The 17,353-nt window shown below is 66.8% G+C and carries 18 protein-coding genes; 7 read left to right on the plus strand and 11 right to left on the minus strand.

The window, feature by feature from the left end:
* Positions 1-4 precede the first annotated feature (4 nt).
* The 3 genes from CGUA_RS07675 (at position 5) to CGUA_RS07685 (ending at position 2,609) form a co-directional block, all read left to right on the plus strand.
* Entirely contained in the window at positions 5-880 is an 876-nt protein-coding gene (locus CGUA_RS07675) for a glutamate ABC transporter substrate-binding protein (RefSeq protein WP_290194353.1), read from the plus strand.
* A 101-nt stretch (positions 881-981) separates the two neighbouring features.
* Positions 982-1,668, plus strand: coding sequence for an amino acid ABC transporter permease (locus CGUA_RS07680; protein WP_290194355.1), 687 nt, complete (start codon positions 982-984; stop codon positions 1,666-1,668).
* Positions 1,668-2,609, plus strand: coding sequence for an amino acid ABC transporter permease (locus CGUA_RS07685; protein ID WP_290194357.1), 942 nt, complete (start codon positions 1,668-1,670; stop codon positions 2,607-2,609). The genes CGUA_RS07680 and CGUA_RS07685 overlap by 1 nt, the downstream gene beginning before the upstream one ends.
* Before the next feature lie 6 nt (positions 2,610-2,615).
* Here CGUA_RS07685 and recX read toward each other — a convergent pair whose 3' ends face one another.
* From recX to CGUA_RS07700, 3 genes are all read right to left on the minus strand, one after another.
* Positions 2,616-3,227 carry a recombination regulator RecX gene (recX, locus tag CGUA_RS07690; RefSeq protein WP_290194360.1) on the minus strand — a complete coding sequence of 204 codons (612 nt, stop codon included), beginning with the start codon at positions 3,225-3,227 and terminating at the stop codon, positions 2,616-2,618.
* The gene (recA, locus tag CGUA_RS07695; RefSeq protein ID WP_290194363.1) at positions 3,217-4,368 is read right to left on the minus strand and encodes a recombinase RecA; all 1,152 of its coding nucleotides are present in this window, start codon (positions 4,366-4,368) and stop codon (positions 3,217-3,219) included. The genes recX and recA overlap by 11 nt, the downstream gene beginning before the upstream one ends.
* 227 nt (positions 4,369-4,595) lie before the next feature.
* Entirely contained in the window at positions 4,596-4,820 is a 225-nt protein-coding gene (locus CGUA_RS07700; protein ID WP_290194365.1) for a DUF3046 domain-containing protein, read from the minus strand.
* Between the two features lie 95 nt (positions 4,821-4,915).
* Between CGUA_RS07700 and CGUA_RS07705 the strand changes: the two genes are divergently transcribed.
* Genes CGUA_RS07705 through CGUA_RS07715 form a run of 3 tightly spaced genes read left to right on the plus strand, consistent with a single transcriptional unit; the run spans position 4,916 to position 6,893 of the window.
* Entirely contained in the window at positions 4,916-5,518 is a 603-nt protein-coding gene (locus tag CGUA_RS07705; protein ID WP_290194367.1) for a biotin transporter BioY, read from the plus strand.
* 11 nt (positions 5,519-5,529) lie between these two features.
* Positions 5,530-6,270 carry an energy-coupling factor ABC transporter ATP-binding protein gene (locus tag CGUA_RS07710; RefSeq protein ID WP_290194369.1) on the plus strand — a complete coding sequence of 247 codons (741 nt, stop codon included), beginning with the start codon at positions 5,530-5,532 and terminating at the stop codon, positions 6,268-6,270.
* Complete coding sequence (locus CGUA_RS07715; protein ID WP_290194371.1) at positions 6,270-6,893, plus strand: CbiQ family ECF transporter T component; 624 nt, start codon at positions 6,270-6,272, stop codon at positions 6,891-6,893. Before CGUA_RS07710 ends, CGUA_RS07715 begins: the two co-directional genes overlap by 1 nt.
* Positions 6,894-7,080: 187 nt before the next feature.
* Here the strand turns inward: CGUA_RS07715 and CGUA_RS07720 are convergent, their stop codons facing one another.
* The 4 genes from CGUA_RS07720 to pgsA form a co-directional block, all read right to left on the minus strand.
* Positions 7,081-7,926: a PspA/IM30 family protein gene (locus CGUA_RS07720; RefSeq protein WP_290194373.1), complete on the minus strand. Its 846-nt coding sequence runs from the start codon at positions 7,924-7,926 to the stop codon at positions 7,081-7,083.
* Positions 7,927-8,037: 111 nt separating this feature from the next.
* Entirely contained in the window at positions 8,038-8,364 is a 327-nt protein-coding gene (locus CGUA_RS07725; RefSeq protein WP_290194375.1) for a helix-turn-helix domain-containing protein, read from the minus strand.
* A 93-nt stretch (positions 8,365-8,457) separates the two neighbouring features.
* Positions 8,458-9,003, minus strand: a complete 546-nt coding sequence (locus tag CGUA_RS07730; RefSeq protein WP_290194378.1) for a CinA family protein — start codon at positions 9,001-9,003, stop codon at positions 8,458-8,460.
* Positions 9,000-9,569, minus strand: coding sequence for a CDP-diacylglycerol--glycerol-3-phosphate 3-phosphatidyltransferase (gene pgsA, locus CGUA_RS07735; RefSeq protein WP_290194381.1), 570 nt, complete (start codon positions 9,567-9,569; stop codon positions 9,000-9,002). Before pgsA ends, CGUA_RS07730 begins: the two co-directional genes overlap by 4 nt.
* Positions 9,570-9,626: 57 nt before the next feature.
* Between pgsA and CGUA_RS07740 the strand changes: the two genes are divergently transcribed.
* Positions 9,627-9,911 carry a YciI family protein gene (locus CGUA_RS07740; protein ID WP_290194382.1) on the plus strand — a complete coding sequence of 95 codons (285 nt, stop codon included), beginning with the start codon at positions 9,627-9,629 and terminating at the stop codon, positions 9,909-9,911.
* Between the two features lie 63 nt (positions 9,912-9,974).
* Here the strand turns inward: CGUA_RS07740 and CGUA_RS07745 are convergent, their stop codons facing one another.
* The 4 genes from CGUA_RS07745 to CGUA_RS07760 form a co-directional block, all read right to left on the minus strand.
* The gene (locus CGUA_RS07745) at positions 9,975-11,126 is read right to left on the minus strand and encodes a TerC family protein (protein WP_290194385.1); all 1,152 of its coding nucleotides are present in this window, start codon (positions 11,124-11,126) and stop codon (positions 9,975-9,977) included.
* 197 nt (positions 11,127-11,323) lie between these two features.
* Positions 11,324-14,458, minus strand: a complete 3,135-nt coding sequence (locus CGUA_RS07750) for an FtsK/SpoIIIE family DNA translocase (RefSeq protein ID WP_374725034.1) — start codon at positions 14,456-14,458, stop codon at positions 11,324-11,326.
* 82 nt (positions 14,459-14,540) lie between these two features.
* The gene (locus CGUA_RS07755) at positions 14,541-15,167 is read right to left on the minus strand and encodes a TIGR03085 family metal-binding protein (RefSeq protein ID WP_290194389.1); all 627 of its coding nucleotides are present in this window, start codon (positions 15,165-15,167) and stop codon (positions 14,541-14,543) included.
* 42 nt (positions 15,168-15,209) lie between these two features.
* Positions 15,210-17,351, minus strand: a complete 2,142-nt coding sequence (locus CGUA_RS07760; protein WP_290194391.1) for a ribonuclease J — start codon at positions 17,349-17,351, stop codon at positions 15,210-15,212.
* Positions 17,352-17,353: the final 2 nt, after the last annotated feature.

Consider the following 17,353-nt stretch of genomic DNA (forward strand, 5'->3'; position numbering starts at 1 on the left):
CACCATGCACCGCAACTTCTCCCGAATCTCCGCCACCCTCGCCCTCACCGCGGCGGCCGCCACCGCCCTGGTCGCCTGCTCCGATTCCTCCGGCGGCGGGGACGGCCTGCTCGCCAACATCGAGTCAGGCGCCGTCACCCTCGGCACCAAGTACGACCAGCCCGGCCTGGGCATGCGCAACCCGGACGGCACGATGACCGGGCTCGACGTCGACGTCGCCACCTACGTCGTCAACTCCATCGCCGAAGAGAACGGCTGGGCTGAACCGGAGATCACCTGGCGCGAGACCCCCTCGGCCCAGCGCGAGACCCTCATCCAGAACGGCGAGGTCGACATGATCACCGCGACCTACTCCATCAACTCCGGCCGCGCCGAATCCGTCAACTTCGGCGGCCCCTACCTGGTGACCCACCAGGCGCTTCTCGCCCGCGCCGACGATGACTCCATCACCGGCCTCGAATCCCTCGACGGCAAGATCCTGTGCTCGGTCACAGGCTCGACCCCGGCGCAGAAGGTCAAGGAGACCCTGCCGAGCGTCCAGCTGCAGGAATACGACACCTACTCCTCCTGCACCGAGGCACTTCGCCAGGGCAACGTCGACGCCATGACCACGGACGCCACCATCCTCAACGGCTACTCCGAGCAGGCCCCGGGTGACTTCCAGGTCATTGAGATGACCAAGGACGGCAAGCCGTTCACCGACGAGTACTACGGCATCGGCCTGGCCAAGGATGACCAAGAGGGCACCGACGCCATCAACGCCGCCCTGGAGAGGATGCAGGAGGACGGGTCCTTCGACGAGTACGTCTCCGCCAATCTCGGCGCCGGCGAAGGCATCACCCCGGGCACCCCGGGCGATCTCTCCTTCCTCGACCAGTAGCCCCGTGAAGTCGCGCCGCCGTCGTGGTTCACGGCGGCGGCGTACTCATGCCCCACCCACCTGCTTCGCGAAACCCCAGCACTCAAGGAGGCACCACCGCCATGAATCCTTTGCGGGACGCCCTGTGGCCGGACATCCTGTCGGCCTTCTGGCTCACCATCCAGCTGACCATCTACTCCGCCATCGGCGCGCTCATCCTCGGCATCATCCTGACTGCGATGCGCGTCTCCCCCGTCCGGGTGCTTCGTTCGTTGTCCGCGACCTACATCAACACGGTGCGCAACACCCCGCTGACGCTCATCATCCTGTTCTGCTCCTTCGGGCTCTACCAGAACCTCGGCCTCCTGCTCGCCGACCGGCAGTCCCCGACCTTCCTCGTCGACCAGAACTTCCGTCTCGCCGTGCTCGGCTTCGTGCTCTACACCTCCACCTTCGTGGCGGAATCATTGCGCTCGGGCATCAACACCGTCCACTTCGGACAGGCCGAGGCCGCCCGTTCCCTGGGCATGAATTTCAACCAGCTCTTCAGCCTGATCGTCTTCCCCCAGGCCATCCGCGCCGCCACCGTACCGCTGGGCAACACCCTGATCGCCCTGACCAAGAACACGACGATCGCCTCGGCCATCGGCGTCGCGGAGGCCTCCCTGCTGATGAAGTCCGTCATCGAGATGCACGCCAACCAGCTGTTCCTCATCTTCGGCGCCTTCGCCCTCGGCTTCATCATCCTCACCCTGCCCATGGGCCTGGCGCTGGGTTCACTCTCCAACCGACTGGCGGTGAAGAAGTAATGTCGAACGTCCGCGCCACCGTCCTCTACGACGCCCCCGGGCCCGTCGCCCGCCGCAACAACACCGTTTATTCGGTCATCACCACTGTGGTGCTCCTCGCAATCATCGGGTGGGTGCTCTGGACGCTGAACAACAACGGCCAGCTCGCCGCCTCCAAGTGGCGACCGTTCATCGATCCGCAAACGTGGACGACGTACCTGTTGCCCGGCCTGTGGGGAACGCTCAAATCCGCGGTGGCCTCCATCATCCTTGCGGTGGTCGCCGGCGTGCTGCTCGGCCTGGGACGACTCTCCGAAGTTGCGCTGGTCCGCTGGATCTGCGGCATCATCGTCGAATTCTTCCGGGCCATTCCAGTGCTGCTGCTGATGATCTTCCTCTACCAGTTCTTCGCGGTCTATGACGTCGTCCCACCCCGCGACCTGGCTTTTGCCGCCGTGGTCGTCGCGCTGACGCTGTACAACGGCTCGGTCATCGCCGAGATCCTGCGGGCCGGCATCAAGTCCCTGCCCAAGGGACAGACCGAGGCAGCCCGGGCGCTGGGGCTGTCGCATCGCCAGACCATGTGGCAGATCCTTCTGCCCCAGGCGGTCGCGGCGATGCTGCCCGCCCTGATTTCGCAGATGGTCATCGCGCTCAAGGACTCCGCCCTCGGCTACCAGATCGGCTACGTCGAGATCGTCCGCTCCGGCATCCAGTCCTCCTCCGCCAATCAGAACTACCTGGCTTCCCTGATCGTGGTCGCGATCATCATGATCGCCATCAACTGGGGTCTGACGCTGCTGGCCGAACGGGTTGAACGTCAGCTACGTGCTGGCCGGGCCCGCCGGAACATCTTCGCCAAGGTACCCGAGGAACCCGATCAGGGCATCGACACCAAGGACAACGTCAACGTCGACTGGCACGCCCCGGGCTACCGGGAAATCCGTAACCCGGCCGAGTAGGAGCTGCTACCCGGAGTCGGTCTCAGAGAGGTTCTCGATGCGTGCGTCGAGGACCTCTCTCGCTATCTGCATCGACATTGCGTTGGGGAAACCACGCCGAGCGAGGACGCCCACGACCCTGCGCAGAGCCTTCTGGTACTCCTGATAGTCGGCGGGCGCCTCCCGCAGGGAACGGGCCTTCTTTTCGGCGAACTTCCGAGCGGTGGCCTCCTCGTCCTCGGCGTCGATCTGATCGAGGGCCTCGGCGCGGATCGACCCGTCGACGCCCTTGTCGCGCAGCTCACGGTCGAGGGCGCTGGCGGACTTGCCCCGGCGGGCGTGCCGCTGGCGCACCCATTCGCGGGCGAAGGCGGCGTCGTCGATCAGCCCGGCCCGGGTGAGATCGTCGATGACCTCGTCCACGGTTCCCGGATTGAACTCAGCGTCAATCAGGCGGCCGCGCAGCTCCGCCCGTGACCGGGCCCGCTGATCGAGCAGGCCGAGAGCGCGCTTGCGCACGCTGGCCTTGGCTTCCTCTGCTTCGGCGTCGAACAGTCCCGTGCCGGAGGTGCTGGCGGCGTGCTCGGCCAACGCCTGGCGGAGCTGCTCGATCTTCTCCGGATCCGGTTTACTCGTCATCCTCATCATCGAAATCGACGTTCGGGACCATGTCGACCGGGTCATCACTCAAGTCGTCCCCCACACCCGGGACGGCCATATCCTGGTTCTCCTCGCCGGCCTTGGCGGCGAACTCCCCGATGCCGAGCTTCTCGAAGATCAGACGCTCGATCTCGTCGGCGAGATCCGGGTTCTCCTTGAGGAAAATGCGGGCTTTTTCCTTACCCTGGCCGAGCTGGTCGCCGTTGTAGGTGAACCAGGAGCCCGACTTCTTCACGATCCCGTTCTCGACGCCCAGATCGATGATCGAGGACTCGCGGGAGATGCCCTCGCCGTAGATGATGTCGAATTCAGCGATCTTGAACGGCGGGGACACCTTGTTCTTGACGACCTTGACTCGGGTGCGGTTGCCGATGGCGTCCTGCCCCTCCTTCAGGGTCTGGATCCGGCGGACGTCCAGACGCACGGAAGAGTAGAACTTCAGGGCCTTGCCGCCGGTGGTGGTCTCCGGGGAACCGAACATGACCCCGATCTTCTCACGCAGCTGGTTGATGAAGATGGCGGTGGTGCCCGAATTGTAGAGGGCACCCGTCATCTTGCGCAGTGCCTGGGACATGAGTCGGGCCTGGAGACCGACGTGACTGTCGCCCATCTCGCCCTCGATCTCCGCCTTCGGGGTCAGTGCCGCGACGGAGTCGATGACGATGATGTCAATGGCGCCGGAACGAACCAGCATGTCAGCGATTTCGAGGGCCTGCTCGCCGGTGTCCGGCTGGGAGACTAGGAGGTTGTCCGTGTCGACGCCCAGCTTCTTAGCGTAATCCGGGTCCAGGGCATGCTCCGCATCAACGAACGCGGCGATACCGCCGGCCTTCTGGGCCTGCGCGATGGCGTGCAGGGCGACCGTCGTTTTACCCGAGGACTCCGGACCGTAGATCTCGACGATCCGGCCGCGGGGGAACCCGCCGATGCCCAGGGCGACGTCAATGGCGGTGTTGCCCGAGGAGATGGTCTGGATCGGGGCACGCTGCTGGTCACCCAGCCGCATGACCGCACCCTTGCCGAAGTCCTTCTCGATCATGGACATCGCCGCGTCGAGCGCCTTCTTACGGTCGGAATCCGGGGCTGCGAGCTTGCTGCTGCCGGAGGTCTTCTTAGCCATGTGATCTTTCCTTCTGTCGTATGTTGTCGATGCCGGTGCCGTCATGAACGGCGCACATCGGAAATCGGAACCCTCTCACCCAGTTAGACTGCGGGGAACGCTCACAGGCTCCCCGGATGCCGATTGCTCAGGTGCGAACACTAGCCGGATCGACGGACATCACCGGATTTCACCCTCGAACTTACACGCACAATTGTTCGAATGCGACTCGGGCGCCGGCGGGATTCTCAGTCGCCGGGGCGGTCAATTCCGAGCCGCCGCTCCTCGGGAATGTCAAAGTCCTCGCAGAGCCCGCGCCAGACGTCCCGGGGGTCGACGCCGGCGTCGATGAGCTCCTCAGCCGTCCCCGCCCCTCCTTCACCGACATGGAGAACGTGGGAATGGGCAATCCACTTGCCCTCCTGCTCGCCGAACTCGTCGGCGAGGAGCTGATGGAATTCCGTCAGACGCATACCCCTCATCGTAGCCACGGTGCCACCTCAGGACTCCAGCGCCCGAAATTCGCGTCGTTTGCAGGTTGAACGATGTTTAATGTAAGATGTTCGGTATGACTACCACCACCTCCACGCGGGGCTCGGCCCGAAGCTCCATGATCGACCTGGCCTACGTCGCCATCTTTGCTGCCCTGGTCATCGTCTTCGCGTTCGTGTCCATCCCGGTCGGCGCCGCGGGCGTCCCGGTCGTCCTGCAGAACGCCGTCATCGTCCTGGCGGGCCTCGTCCTCGGTGGCAGGCGCGGCTTCCTCGCTGCCGCACTGTTCCTTGCCCTGGGCCTGGTCGGACTTCCGGTCCTGGCCGGTGGCCGGTCCACGCTGTCCGCCCTCGGCGGCCCCACCGTCGGCTACCTGGTCGGTTACCTGCTCTCCCCGGCGGTCGCCGGCGCCCTCGCGTACCGCGCCCGTCCCCGGCGCCGCGGCGAACAGATCGCCTGGTTCAGCATTGCCGCCGCGGTCGGTCTGCTCGTGCAGTACGCCTGCGGCATCCTCGGCCTCATGTGGCGCTCGGGCCTCTCCCTGGCCGAAGCCACCGTGTCCCAGGCCCCGTTCATCCTCCCGGCTCTCGGCAAGTTCGCGGTCATGGTCATCATCGCCCTCGCCGTGCACGCCGCCTTCCCGGATCTGCTGTCGCGACCGAAGCACCCGGGCAAGTAGTCTTCCGCGTCATGCCCGTCATTTCCTTCCAGGACGTCGTCGTCTCCGTCGATCCGGCGGACGGATCCGGCTCGCCGCAGACCATCCTCGGCCCCCTCACCACCGCCTTGAGCGAAGATCGCATCGGCGTCATCGGCGCCAACGGCTCAGGAAAATCGACCTTGGCCAGGCTCATCAACGGCTTGGCCGATCCGACCTCCGGCAGCGTCACCGTCGACGGTCTCGACGTCTCCGCCCACGGCCGCGCCATCCGGCGCCGGGTGGGCTTCGTTTTCTCCGACGCCGACAGCCAGATCATCATGCCGAGCGTGCGCGAGGACGTCGCTTTTTCCCTCCGCCGGCTCAAGCTCACCCGGCAGGAACGCGACTCCCGGGTCACCGGGGCACTCGACCGCTTCGGTCTGCTTCCCCACGCCGCCGACTCGCCGCACACCCTCTCCGGCGGTCAGAAGCAGCTGTTGGCGTTGGCTGCGGTGCTGGTGATGGAACCGGAGCTCATCATCGCCGACGAACCGACCACCCTCCTCGACCTGCGCAACCGCATGCGCATCGCCCGCGAATTCGCCCGCCTCGAGCAGCAGCTGCTCGTCGTCACCCACGACCTCGACCTGCTCACGGAGTTCGACCGAGTGCTGTGCATTGAGGGGGGTCGCATCGTCGACGACGGGGCGCCCCGCGACGTGATCGCCGCCTACGTCGATCGTATGGGCGCAGAGGTCCCGGGCGCTGGCCAGGGTGACGGTCGCCGCTGATGGCCCAGTTCAGACTGTCCCTACCGCTGGGTGTCCACGTCCCGGGCAGCACGGTGATTCACCGGCTGCCGGCCGGGGTCAAATTCCTCGTCCTGGTGGTCTTCATCCTTGCCGTGGCCGTCTTCGCCCGCGAACCCGGGCAGGTCCTGGCCGCCGCGGCACTCGTCGCGGCAGGCTTCGCCGTCGCCCGCATCCCCGCCCGTGTGGCGCTGGGCCAGGTCCTGCCGGTCATCCCCATCCTGCTCCTGCTCGGCGCCTTCCAGTGGTGGCAACGCGGCTGGGAGCTGGCGGTAGCGACCGTCGTGGGCATCCTCGCCACGGTCGCGGCAGCGGCTCTACTGACCCTGACCACGACCATCACCGAACTAATGGACGCTTTCGACCGCGGGCTGCGGCCCCTCGTTCGCTTCGGCCTGCCCGTGGACACGATCACCCTGGCGATGGCGATGACCATCCGGCTCATCCCCCTCCAGGCCGCGGCCGTACATGAAGTGCTCGAGGCCCGAAAGGCCCGGGGCCTGGGGTTTTCCCTGGCGGCCCTGGGCATCCCCGTCATCATCCGGTCCATCAAACGGGCCCGCGATCTCGGCGAGGCCCTCATGGCCCGCGGCGTCGGGGATTAGGCACGTCAAGGCGTGGTTCACCGCCGAAGTGCCGACGGTGGCGGAAGACGGGGCATTAACGCATACGTGTGCGTATTCCCCGCCCCGCACCCCGGCCGAAGGGTCGCACACGTGTGCGCCCCCGGACACGACTGCGCCCCGTCACCTCCTGCTACGGTGACGGGGCGCAGGGCGCGGGCAGTGTCGGCTATACCTCGCCGCGCAGCTCGCGCATGCGCTGCTGAACCGCGTCGTCGGCAACGTTGGCGGCGCCGGCGTTGCCGGACTCGATGGCCGGGTTGGCGGCGCCGGCCTCGACGGCCTCGACGGCCTTGCCCTGGCTCATTTCCGCGCGGATCTGCTCCAGGCGGGAGTGGCCGGCCAGTTGAACCCCGGCCGCCTCGACCTCGGCCATGCGGCCCTGGACGGAGTTCTGGGCGAGCTCGGCCTGACCGAGGGCGTTGGCGTAGCGCTTCTCGATCTTGTCGCGCACCTGGTCGAGGTTCGGCGTGTTGCCCGAGGAGACGGCGCTCATGGACTGCAGGGACTCGGCGACCTTCTCCTGCATCTTGGCCTGCTCGAGCTGGCTGAGCAGCTTGGTGCGCTCGTTGACCTTCTGCTGCAGGGCCATGGAATTGCGCTCGACGGCCTGCTTGGCCTGCGCGGCCTGCTGCAGGGCCTGGTCGTGGAGGGTCTTGGTGTCCTCGACGCCCTGCTCGGCGGTCACCAGCTGGGCGGCGAAGGCCTCTGCAGCGTTCTCGTACTCCTGGGCCTTCTGCATGTCGCCCTCGGCGCGGGCCTTGTCCGAGAGTTCCAGCGCCTGACGGGTGTTGCCCTGCAGCTTCTCGATCTCACCCAGGCGGCGGTTCAGCTGCATCTCCAGCTGACGCTGGTTGCCGATGACCGCGGCGGCCTGCTGGGACAGCTCCTGGTGCTGACGCTGGGCCTCCTCGATGGCCTGCTGGATCTGGATCTTCGGGTCCGCGTTCTCCTCGATCTTGGTGTCGAAGAGCGCCATGAGGTAGTTCCACAGCTTTGCAAAGGGGTTCGCCATGTCCGGGGACCTTTCTGAGGGGTGAAATCGTTAAATCGAGTTAATTCGCGCATACGTGAGCGCGCTCATGTTGACCATGGTAGCGGAGGCCGGGACCTCGCGCGTGCCGGTTTACTCCGCTGCCGCCGGCGTCGTGTTGGCGAGTTCGTCGTTGACGCTGGGCATGGTCATGATCGACGCGGCCTCAATGAGCACGTCGGCGACCGAGGCGTTGAGCGCGTGACAGACGCTCGCCAGCAACTCGGAGGAGACCTCCTTACGGCCGCGTTCGAGTTCGGACAGGTAACCCGGCGAGACCCGGGCCTGTTCGGCGAGTTCACGCAGGGTGACGCTCTTGTCCGCCCGGTAGGCGCGCAGCGCCAGCCCCAGCGCCTCCCGCAGGAGCATCTTCGGCTTTGCCTGGGTCAGCGCTGTCTCGGCGTTGAACCGAGGATCCATCAGTGCAAGTGCAGTTTTAGTAGCCATTGCCCACTACAACGGATGTCCGCCCCATTTTGTTCCCCTTCCCCGAAAGTTTTCTTCACCGGAAATTCACCCCCGCGACAACACGGCACCGAGCAACTCGGACAGGGCCGCCGCCACCGACCAGCCACGAATCTCGCTCCGGTCCCCAACCATCACTGGGACGGGCTCGGGGGAATGCCTGCCGGGAGCGACGCCCATGTGCCCTTCGGCGCGGGCGCGCACCGCCACGGTCTCCCGACCCGGGCCCGCGATGCCGATGAAGACCTCGCCGACCGGGTGCCCGTCCTGCGGATCAGGTCCCGCGACCCCGGTGAGGGACACCCCCCAGTCGGCCCCGCACACCCGGCGGGCGCCCTCGGCCATGGCCACGGCGGTGTCGGCGGAGACAGGGCCGGCGTCGGCAAGCAGCTGCTCGTCGACGCCCGCCAGGCTGTGTTTGAGATCCGTGGCGTAGGTGACCAGGCCCCCGCGCAGAACCGCGGACGCCCCCGGCACGGAAGCGACGGTGGCGCTGGCCAGGCCGGCGGTGAGGGACTCGGCGAAGGCGAGTGTCTCGGCACGTCGCGTCAGTTCGGTGACGATGCGGGCGGGGGCCTGGTCAGACGGGATCACCGGGCGTTTTCCCGCCGATAGTCGAGCAGGTATTGGACGCCGGTGACGACCGTGACGAGGACGGCGGCCAGCATGACCAGGTAACGCGGCCAGAACATCCAGTCACCGAGCGGGAGCAGGTAGAGTCCGACGGCCAAGGTCTGCAGTGTCGTCTTGATCTTGCCCCCCTTGGAGGCCGGGACGACCTTGCCGTTGCGCAGCATCCACATCCGCCAGAAGGTGATGCCGAACTCACGGATGACGATGACGACGGTCATCCAGACAGGCAGCAGACCGACGATGTTGAGGCAGACCAGCGCCGTGGTCATCAGCGCCTTGTCGGCGATGGGATCGGCGATCTTGCCGAAATCCGTGATGAGGTTGCGGGCGCGGGCGATATCCCCGTCGAGCTTGTCGGTGATCATCAGCGCGACGAAAAGCGCGAGAGCCCACCAGAATCGCTCGCCCAGGACGAGCCAGGCGAACAGCGGAATGAAGATGATGCGCAGGCTCGTCAGCACGTTGGGCAGGTTGAAGTTTTCCTCCAGGTAGTTGCGCCCGGACGGCTGCCGATCTGTGGTGTTCACAATGGTCACCCTACCTCTTCAACCCCGGCGGGCAGCATTGGCGCTAGTCTCGGGCGCATGAACTACTTTGCCGTGACCTACCGCTACCCCGAAGGCGACGAGAACATCGCCCGTGTGCGCCCCACCCACCGTGAGTTTCTCAGGGGCCTGCTCGACGAGGGCGTCCTCGTCGGCTCCGGCCCCTACGAGGGCGGCGACGCGCTGATCCTCATCCGGCTGGCCGAGGGGTCGACCGTCGCCGACGCGGAGGCTCTCATGGACCGGGATCCCTACGCCCTCGAGGGTGTCCTGCCGGGCCGCGAGATCAAGGCCTGGACCCCGGTCCTCAACATCTTCGACTAGTTCCCCGGAACGCGAAAAATCCCCATGCACCGGTGTCGGGCATGGGGAGACTTCGTGATCCGGCTAGTGGATGTGCCCGCCGGACGGGTCGCCGCCCGGGCCGGACAGGACATTGCCGTCCCAGTCGAGCTCGTTGCCGTTCTCGTCGACCATGTAACCGTTCTCGTCGACGTAGTGCTTGTTGCCGAAGTCGTCGTAGTCGACCTTGCGGGAACGATTCGGGTCGATGGCGCCCTGAGCGCGGTCACGGGCGTCCTTCCACAGCGAGAGCACCACGGTGACCGTGAGCAGCGCGACGATGACCAGGAGCGAACCGGTCGTGGAGATCTCCGGGCCCCAGTGGACGTTCTCGCCGCCGTTGATGAAGGGAAGGTTGTTGTTGTGCAGGGCGTGCAGCAGCAGCTTGACGCCGATGAAGCCCAGGACGGCGGAGAGTCCGTAGGACAGGAAGACGATGCGGTCCAGCAGGCCGTCAAGCAGGAAGTACATCTGGCGCAGCCCCATCAGGGAGAAGGCATTGGTGGTGAACACCAGGAACGCCTCGGTGGTGATGCCGTAGATGGCGGGGATGGAGTCGAGGGCGAACATGACGTCGACCAGGCCGATGGCCACCAGCGCGACGAACAGCGGGGTGAAGACGAGCTTGCCGCTCTGCTTGAGCCACAGGTGATCGCGGAAGTAGCGGCCGGTGACCGGGATGACCTTGCGGATCCACCGGATCAGGCGCATGTCGTCCGGGCTGGTTTCTTCGGCGTCGCGAACCTCGTCGACAATGAGCTTGACGGCGGTGAAGATGAGGAATAGCGCGAACAGGTAGAAGACGTCGGACCAGGCCGCGATGATCGCCTGGCCCAGCAGGATGAAGATGAGACGGAACGCCAGGGCCATGATGATGCCCAGGAGGAGGACCTTCTGCTGGTAGCGGCGGGGAATCTTGAAGGCGCCGAAGATCAGCGCGAAGACGAAGAGATTGTCAACCGACAGGGCCTTCTCCGTCACGTAACCCGTGAAGTACTGCATGCCGTGCTCGCCGTCCCAGACGACCCAGACGACGACGCCGAAGAGCAGGGCCAGGCCGACGTAGAACAGGGTCCAGAGACCGGATTCCTTGAGCGTCGGCTCATGCGGGGTGCGCACGTGGGTGATGAAGTCGAAGGCGAAGAATCCCAGGACCACGACGATGGTCAGGATCCAAATCCATAGAGGTACAGACATAGGTAGGTAAACCCTCCGGTCAGTAAAAAGAATACGGTAAGTGACCGGAGGTCTCCCCCACCAGCCCGCTTCCGGGGGCTGGCCGGCACCGCCGGGCCCGTGACGGGCCGTGCTGACGACAGTGCCGTTTGATGGGGTACTCCCCTCCACACGTCGAGCCAGTGTAGCGGAACACCGGTCGAGCGCATAGATCAGATCTAGAAAGCCCCGCCGGTGGGATTGTACGTGGCGGTGACGGTGCGGCCGTCTCCCCCGTCGGCGTCACCGGGGTCGGCGTCCCAGTCATCGCCCGTCGACGGCGCCGCACCCTCCGTGCCGGAGTCGAGCAGCCCCTGCTCCTCGAGCACCTCACGGGGAGCGTCCGCGGGATCGGCTCCCTTGATCATCCAGAGGATCGTGTCGAGCTCCTCCGGCTTGATGAGGACGTCACGAGCCTTGGACCCGAGCGAGGGGCCGACCACGCCCCGGGTCTCCATGAGGTCCATGAGCCGGCCGGCCTTGGCGAATCCGATGCGCAGCTTGCGCTGGAGCATCGAGGTCGAGCCCAGCTGGGAGGTGACGACGAGTTCGACGGCCTCGAGCAGGTCGTCCATGTCCTTGCCGATGTCATCGTCGATGACCTTCTTTTCCTCGGCCTGCTTGTCGTCGGTGACGCCCTCGGTGTAGTTGGGCTGGGCCTGGTCCTTGGCGGCGTCGACGACGGCCTGGACCTCCTCGTCGGTGACGAAGGCGCCCTGCAGGCGCTTCGGCTTGCCGGCGCCCTGCGGGATGAACAGGGCGTCGCCCATGCCGATGAGCTTCTCCGCGCCGCCCTGGTCGAGGATGACGCGGGAGTCGGTGAGCGAGGAGGTCGCGAAGGCCAGTCGGGACGGCACGTTGGTCTTGATCAGACCGGTGACGACGTCGACGGACGGACGCTGGGTCGCCAGCACCAGGTGGATGCCCGCGGCACGGGCCTTCTGGGTAATACGGACGATGGACTCCTCGATCTCCTTCGGAGCGGTCATCATGAGGTCGGCCAGCTCGTCGACCACGCAGACGATGTACGGGTACGGCTCGAGCTCCCGCTCGGACCCCGGAGGAGCCTGGTACTCGCCGGAGAGCACCTTCTTGTTGTAGTCCTTGACGTGGCGCACGCGCGCGGACTTCATGTCCATGTAGCGCTGCTCCATCTCCTCGACGAGCCACTGCAGCGCGGCCGAGGCCTTCTTCGGCTGCGTGATGATCGGGGTGATCAGGTGCGGGATGCCCTCGTAGGGGGTGAGCTCGACCATTTTCGGGTCGACCAGGATGAGCCGGATCTCCTCCGGGGTCGCGCGGGTGAGGATGGAGACCAGCAGCGAGTTGACGAACGCGGATTTACCGGAGCCGGTGGAACCGGCGACCAGCAGGTGCGGCATCTTCTGGATGGAGTGGGAGACGAACTCGCCCTCGATGTCCTTGCCCAGGCCGATGAGCATCGGATCGTGGTCGGACACCACACTCGGGGCAGTGAGAACGTCGGCCAGGCGGACCATCTCGCGGTCGAGGTTGGGGACCTCGATGCCGACCAGCGACTTGCCCGGGATGGGGGTCAGCAGGCGCACGTTTTCCGTCGCCACGGCATAGGCCAGGTTGGACTGGAGGTTGGTGATCTTGGAGACCTTCACGCCCGGGCCCAGCTCGACCTCGTAGCGGGTGACTGTGGGGCCGCGGGAGAACCCGGTGACCTGCGCGTCGACCTTGAACTCCTCGAAGACGTCGGTGATGGCCTCGATGATGCGGTCGTTGGCCTCGGTGCGCGTCTTCGGGGCCGTGCCCGGGATGAGGAGATCAGTGGAGGGCAGATCGTAGCTGCTGTCCACGCCCGGGGTACGCGGAGCGGGCGGGGTCGCCGGCTTCGGTTCGCTCTCCGACTTCGGGGTCGTGGCGGGGACGGCCGCAGCGTCGATGCCGGAACGGGCCACGATCGCCTGGCGCATGGCCTCCCGGGAGGCGGCCACGGCGTCGGCGCCGGGCTCGGTCTTGACCACCGGCAGCTCGTCGGTCTGCGGGCCCGCGTCGGAAGGCGTCGGTTTCGGGGTCTGCCGGCGCGGCTTGGCGACGCTGGCAGCGGCCGTCGCCGGCGGCGCAGCGTCGTCGAGTGGCTCGTCGTCAAGCAGGTCGTCGTCGAAGAGGCTGCGCTGCACCCGCTTCGTGGCGCCGGCGTCCTCGCCGTCGACCGGGTAGTTGTCCATCGGGGTCGAGGAACGGCGGGGCGCGCTCACCCCGCGGGGGCTGAGGCGGCGGGGGCCGCGGCCAGCGCGGCCCGAGGCCCGCTCCTCCAGCTCCGTGTCGACATGGCCGTAGAGGTCCTCGTCCTCCTCGCCCTCCCCGGCGTCGTGGCCGCCCGGCAGGCGGAGCCCGCCCCCGACGCTGTCGAGGATGAGTTCGACCATCTCGCGCACGGTGATCCCGGTGACTCGCAGTGCTCCGTAGATGATGAGCAGGAGCAGCAGCGGCACGGCGACGTAGGAGCTGAACCCGGCTGCCAGCAGACCACCGGTCCAGGCCCCCAGGGCGCCACCGGCCCCCATCCGCCCGTCCCAGTCGGTGGGGTTGCCGGAGAAGATGTGGATGAGGCCCAGCATGGCGACCGTGATGATCGACAGGCCCAGGGCGACGCGGCCGCGGACGGCGGTGCTGGCCCGCAGGTCGAGCATGAGGGCGATCGCGACGGCCACCAGCGCCACCGGGAGGATGAGGGCGCCGGCGCCAATGACCAGATGGGCCCCGGTGGCGATGACGTGGCCGATCGGGCCGGCGACGTCGAGCCAGACGGAGGCGCCGAGCACCGCGGCCAGGCCGATCAGCAGCAGTCCGTAGAGATCCGCGTGCTCCGCGAGGGCACCCTCCCCGGGTTCGTCATCGTCATGCTCGGCCTGGATGACCAGCTCATCGGCCGCCGGGACACTCGCGCGCCGACGGGTCCGCTTCGACGCACCTTTCTCGATCTCATTCTTCTGCGGCATGGTCTCCTCTCCGGTCGTAACTGGTTCCCCATAGATGTCGGAGTCGTTGAAGCGGCTCCGACGCAGGCGCCCGACCCCGCGCGTCATCGAGCCGACCCCGCGGGCGGTGGCCCCGACCAGCGCACCGATGCCCTGGCTCACAGGCTTGAAGGCGCTGCCCGTTCTTTCCGTGGAGGTGGCGGCGGCACGGTGGGCGGTGGCGCTCAGTTGGGTCGTGGCGGCGGGACCAGCGGGGCGGCTCGAACCCGCCGAGCGGGAGGATCCGCGGCCCGGACCGGCGGATCTCCGATCGCTCTTGCGGGACGACTTCTTAGTCGAGCTGGTGGCAGACATGCCTGCCACTCTAGTGACAGTCGCCCCAACCTTCACATCTGCCACACCGGTCCCGGCACCGTTTTCACGGTACCGCGACCTCTCGGACCCCTCAGGCGCCCGGACGCGAGACCGCCGATACGTCGCCGTCGATCTCCACCTCGACCGCGTCACGTCCGAACACCCACAGCAGCAGCTCCCCCACCGCCCCGGACACCCGTACCACGTCGTCACCGCGCCGGCTGACGCCCCTTCGGCCGCCGACGACGATGGGCGTGGATCCCCGCGGAGTCAGCACGACCGGCAGACGCGAGCCGCGCAGCATCATCGGCGCCGAGATCTTCAGGGCCGTCCCCAGCTGCTCCTCGACGGCCCGACTGAACTCGCGTGGCTCCACGACACCCCCACCCCGCCGCACGTCCTCGTGATGGACGAAGTGTTCCGCGGCATTCACCTTGGAGTCAAGGAAGGAATAAGGACTCAGGCGCGGGGGTCCGGCCGCCCAAGCGTCGACCAGCTCATCGAAGTCGCGGGCCTTCTGCTGCTCCATGGCCCTGACCAACCTGGGTTCCAGCACGGGCAGGGCCACCCCGCCGGCGGCGAGGAGGTTATTCTCCCGGACGTAGAGGTGGGCGGCGAGGTCGCGGGTGCTCCAGCCCTCGCACAGCGTGTCCTGGTCCGGGCCGGTCCGGTGGAGCAGGTCGGCGAGGTGGCGTCGTTCAGCAGCGGAAAATGACATGGCCCCAGCATAGAGTGCTGGGGCCGGTCAGGCATGGGAGCCTTAGAGCGACTCGCGGGCCGCCTCGACGTCCTCGTCGTCGACCGCACCGGTGTCGGCGGCGATCGGGACGATGGTCGGCAGGATCATCGGCTCACGGCCGTACTTCTGGGAGATGTGCCTGCCCAGACGGCGGCGGAGCTGCTGAACCATGCGGTAGATGTCGTTCTCGCCCTCAGCGGCGAGATCGTTCATCGTGTTCTCGGCGATCTCGACGAGCTCGAGAACCTGGCCACGGTCGTCCTCGGCGACGCCGGTGGTCGACACCTTCGGCGCCTCCAGCAGGCGGCCGGTGGAATCGTTGATGACGGCGGTCACGGAGACCACGCCGCCGGACCCCAGGGCGGTGCGGTCAGCCAGGACGTCGGCCTCAACCTCGCCCATGGAGTTGCCGTCGACGTAGAGGTGACCGACCGGGAACTGGCCGACGACCTGGGCCTTGCCGTTGTTGAGATCGACGACGACGCCGTTCTGGGCGAGCATGATGCCCTCCCGCTTGACGCCCGTGGAGACCGCCAGGTCGCCGTTGGCGCGCAGGTGGCGCCACTCGCCGTGCACCGGCATGGCGTTCTTCGGACGGGCCGCGTTGTAGAGGAACAGGAGCTCGCCGGCGTATCCGTGGCCGGAGGCGTGGACGTTGGCGTCCTTGTTGGTCACGATCTCCGCGCCGATCTGGGAGAGGTTGTTGATGACCGAGAAGATGGCCTCCTCGTTGCCCGGAATCATCGACGAGGACAGGATGATCAGGTCACCCGGACGGATCGTGATCTGGCGGTGCTCGCGACGGGACATGCGCGAGAGCGCGGCCATCGGCTCGCCCTGCGTACCGGTCGTGACGAGCATGACCTTGTGCGGGGCCAGCTTGGCGGCCTCGTTGATGTCGATGATCGTGCCGCGCGGGGCCTTCAGGTAGCCCATCTTCTCGGCGATCTCCATGTTGCGGATCATCGAGCGGCCGTTGAAGGCGACCTTGCGGTTGGAGGCGACCGCGGCGTTGACCGCCATCTGCACACGGGAGACGTTGGACGCGAAGGAGGAGAGGACCACACGCTGGCGGGCGTTGGCGACCAGACGGATCAGGGTGGTCTCGATGCCGGCCTCGGAGTTCGAGATGCCCGGGGTCGTGGCGTTGGTCGAGTCGCACAGGAAGAGATCGATGCCCTCGTCGCCGAAGCGGGACAGCGCCGGCAGGTCGGTCGGCTTACCGTCGTACGGGGTCTGGTCCAGCTTCACGTCGCCGGTCATGACGACGTGGTTGCGGCCGGCCTTGATGGACACGCCGAGCGCGTCCGGGATGGAGTGGCCGACGGTCCAGAAACGGAGGCGGAAGGGGCCGACGTTGAGGTCGGAGTCCTTGGTCACCTCATGCATCTTCGGACGCTGACGGTGTTCCTTGGTCTTGGCCGCGATCAGTGCGAGGGTGAACTTCGCCGAGTAGATCGGGATGTCGTGGCGCAGTTTCAGCAGCCACGGGATGGCTCCGATGTGGTCTTCGTGGCCGTGGGTGATGACCATGCCGTCGATCTTGTCGAGCTTGTTCTCGATCGGACCAAAGTCCGGCAGGATCAGGTCGACGCCCGGCTCACCCGAGGACGGGAAAAGCACGCCGACGTCGACGATCAGCAGACGGCCGTTGTACTCGAAGACCGTCATGTTGCGGCCGATCTCGGAGATGCCGCCCAGGGCGTAGATGCGCAGCGAGCCGTTGGCCTGCTTCGGCGGCTCCGGCAGACGCTTGGTCAGGTCGTGGCCCTGCATGGACTTCACGACGTTGCGACGGCCGCGGGAGTTGTTGTTGTTGCTGTTGTTGCTGTTGTTGCCGCCGCGGTTCTCGCCGCCGGCGTTGTTCTCGGCGCCGGACCCGCCACGGCCACGGCCGCGGCCACCACGGGAGCGGGTGCGGGTGCGGTTGCCGCCACGGTTGTCCTGGCTGTCTTCGCTCTGCGCAGCCGTGGACTTCTTCCCGGTGTCGGAGTCGGCCTCACCGGCGGACTCGATTGACTGGCGGGACGGGGCGGCGGCGACGGCCTCCTGAGACGGGGCCTGGAAAACGGGGGCGACGTCAGCTGCTGCGGCGCCGGCGTTCTCCTCCGGCGGGCCAGCCTTGCGGGTGACCTTCCGGGAGCGGTTACGGGGTTCATTCATAT

The sequence above is a fragment of the Corynebacterium guangdongense genome (assembly GCF_030408915.1).
In the GTDB taxonomy this organism is placed as follows: domain Bacteria; phylum Actinomycetota; class Actinomycetes; order Mycobacteriales; family Mycobacteriaceae; genus Corynebacterium; species Corynebacterium guangdongense.

What these genes read in the sequence shown, in the direction of transcription:
- CGUA_RS07715 (WP_290194371.1), top strand. Translation starts at nt 6,270, where the DNA reads ATGGCCCAGTTCAGACTGTCCCTACCGCTGGGTGTCCACGTCCCGGGC.
- CGUA_RS07685 (WP_290194357.1), top strand. Translation starts at nt 1,668, where the DNA reads ATGTCGAACGTCCGCGCCACCGTCCTCTACGACGCCCCCGGGCCCGTC.
- CGUA_RS07705 (WP_290194367.1), top strand. Translation starts at nt 4,916, where the DNA reads ATGACTACCACCACCTCCACGCGGGGCTCGGCCCGAAGCTCCATGATC.
- CGUA_RS07740 (WP_290194382.1), top strand. Translation starts at nt 9,627, where the DNA reads ATGAACTACTTTGCCGTGACCTACCGCTACCCCGAAGGCGACGAGAAC.
- CGUA_RS07745 (WP_290194385.1), bottom strand. Translation starts at nt 11,126, where the DNA reads ATGTCTGTACCTCTATGGATTTGGATCCTGACCATCGTCGTGGTCCTG.
- CGUA_RS07680 (WP_290194355.1), top strand. Translation starts at nt 982, where the DNA reads ATGAATCCTTTGCGGGACGCCCTGTGGCCGGACATCCTGTCGGCCTTC.
- CGUA_RS07720 (WP_290194373.1), bottom strand. Translation starts at nt 7,926, where the DNA reads ATGGCGAACCCCTTTGCAAAGCTGTGGAACTACCTCATGGCGCTCTTC.
- recA (WP_290194363.1), bottom strand. Translation starts at nt 4,368, where the DNA reads ATGGCTAAGAAGACCTCCGGCAGCAGCAAGCTCGCAGCCCCGGATTCC.
- CGUA_RS07755 (WP_290194389.1), bottom strand. Translation starts at nt 15,167, where the DNA reads ATGTCATTTTCCGCTGCTGAACGACGCCACCTCGCCGACCTGCTCCAC.
- CGUA_RS07700 (WP_290194365.1), bottom strand. Translation starts at nt 4,820, where the DNA reads ATGCGTCTGACGGAATTCCATCAGCTCCTCGCCGACGAGTTCGGCGAG.
- CGUA_RS07760 (WP_290194391.1), bottom strand. Translation starts at nt 17,351, where the DNA reads ATGAATGAACCCCGTAACCGCTCCCGGAAGGTCACCCGCAAGGCTGGC.
- CGUA_RS07675 (WP_290194353.1), top strand. Translation starts at nt 5, where the DNA reads ATGCACCGCAACTTCTCCCGAATCTCCGCCACCCTCGCCCTCACCGCG.
- CGUA_RS07725 (WP_290194375.1), bottom strand. Translation starts at nt 8,364, where the DNA reads ATGGATCCTCGGTTCAACGCCGAGACAGCGCTGACCCAGGCAAAGCCG.
- CGUA_RS07710 (WP_290194369.1), top strand. Translation starts at nt 5,530, where the DNA reads ATGCCCGTCATTTCCTTCCAGGACGTCGTCGTCTCCGTCGATCCGGCG.
- recX (WP_290194360.1), bottom strand. Translation starts at nt 3,227, where the DNA reads ATGACGAGTAAACCGGATCCGGAGAAGATCGAGCAGCTCCGCCAGGCG.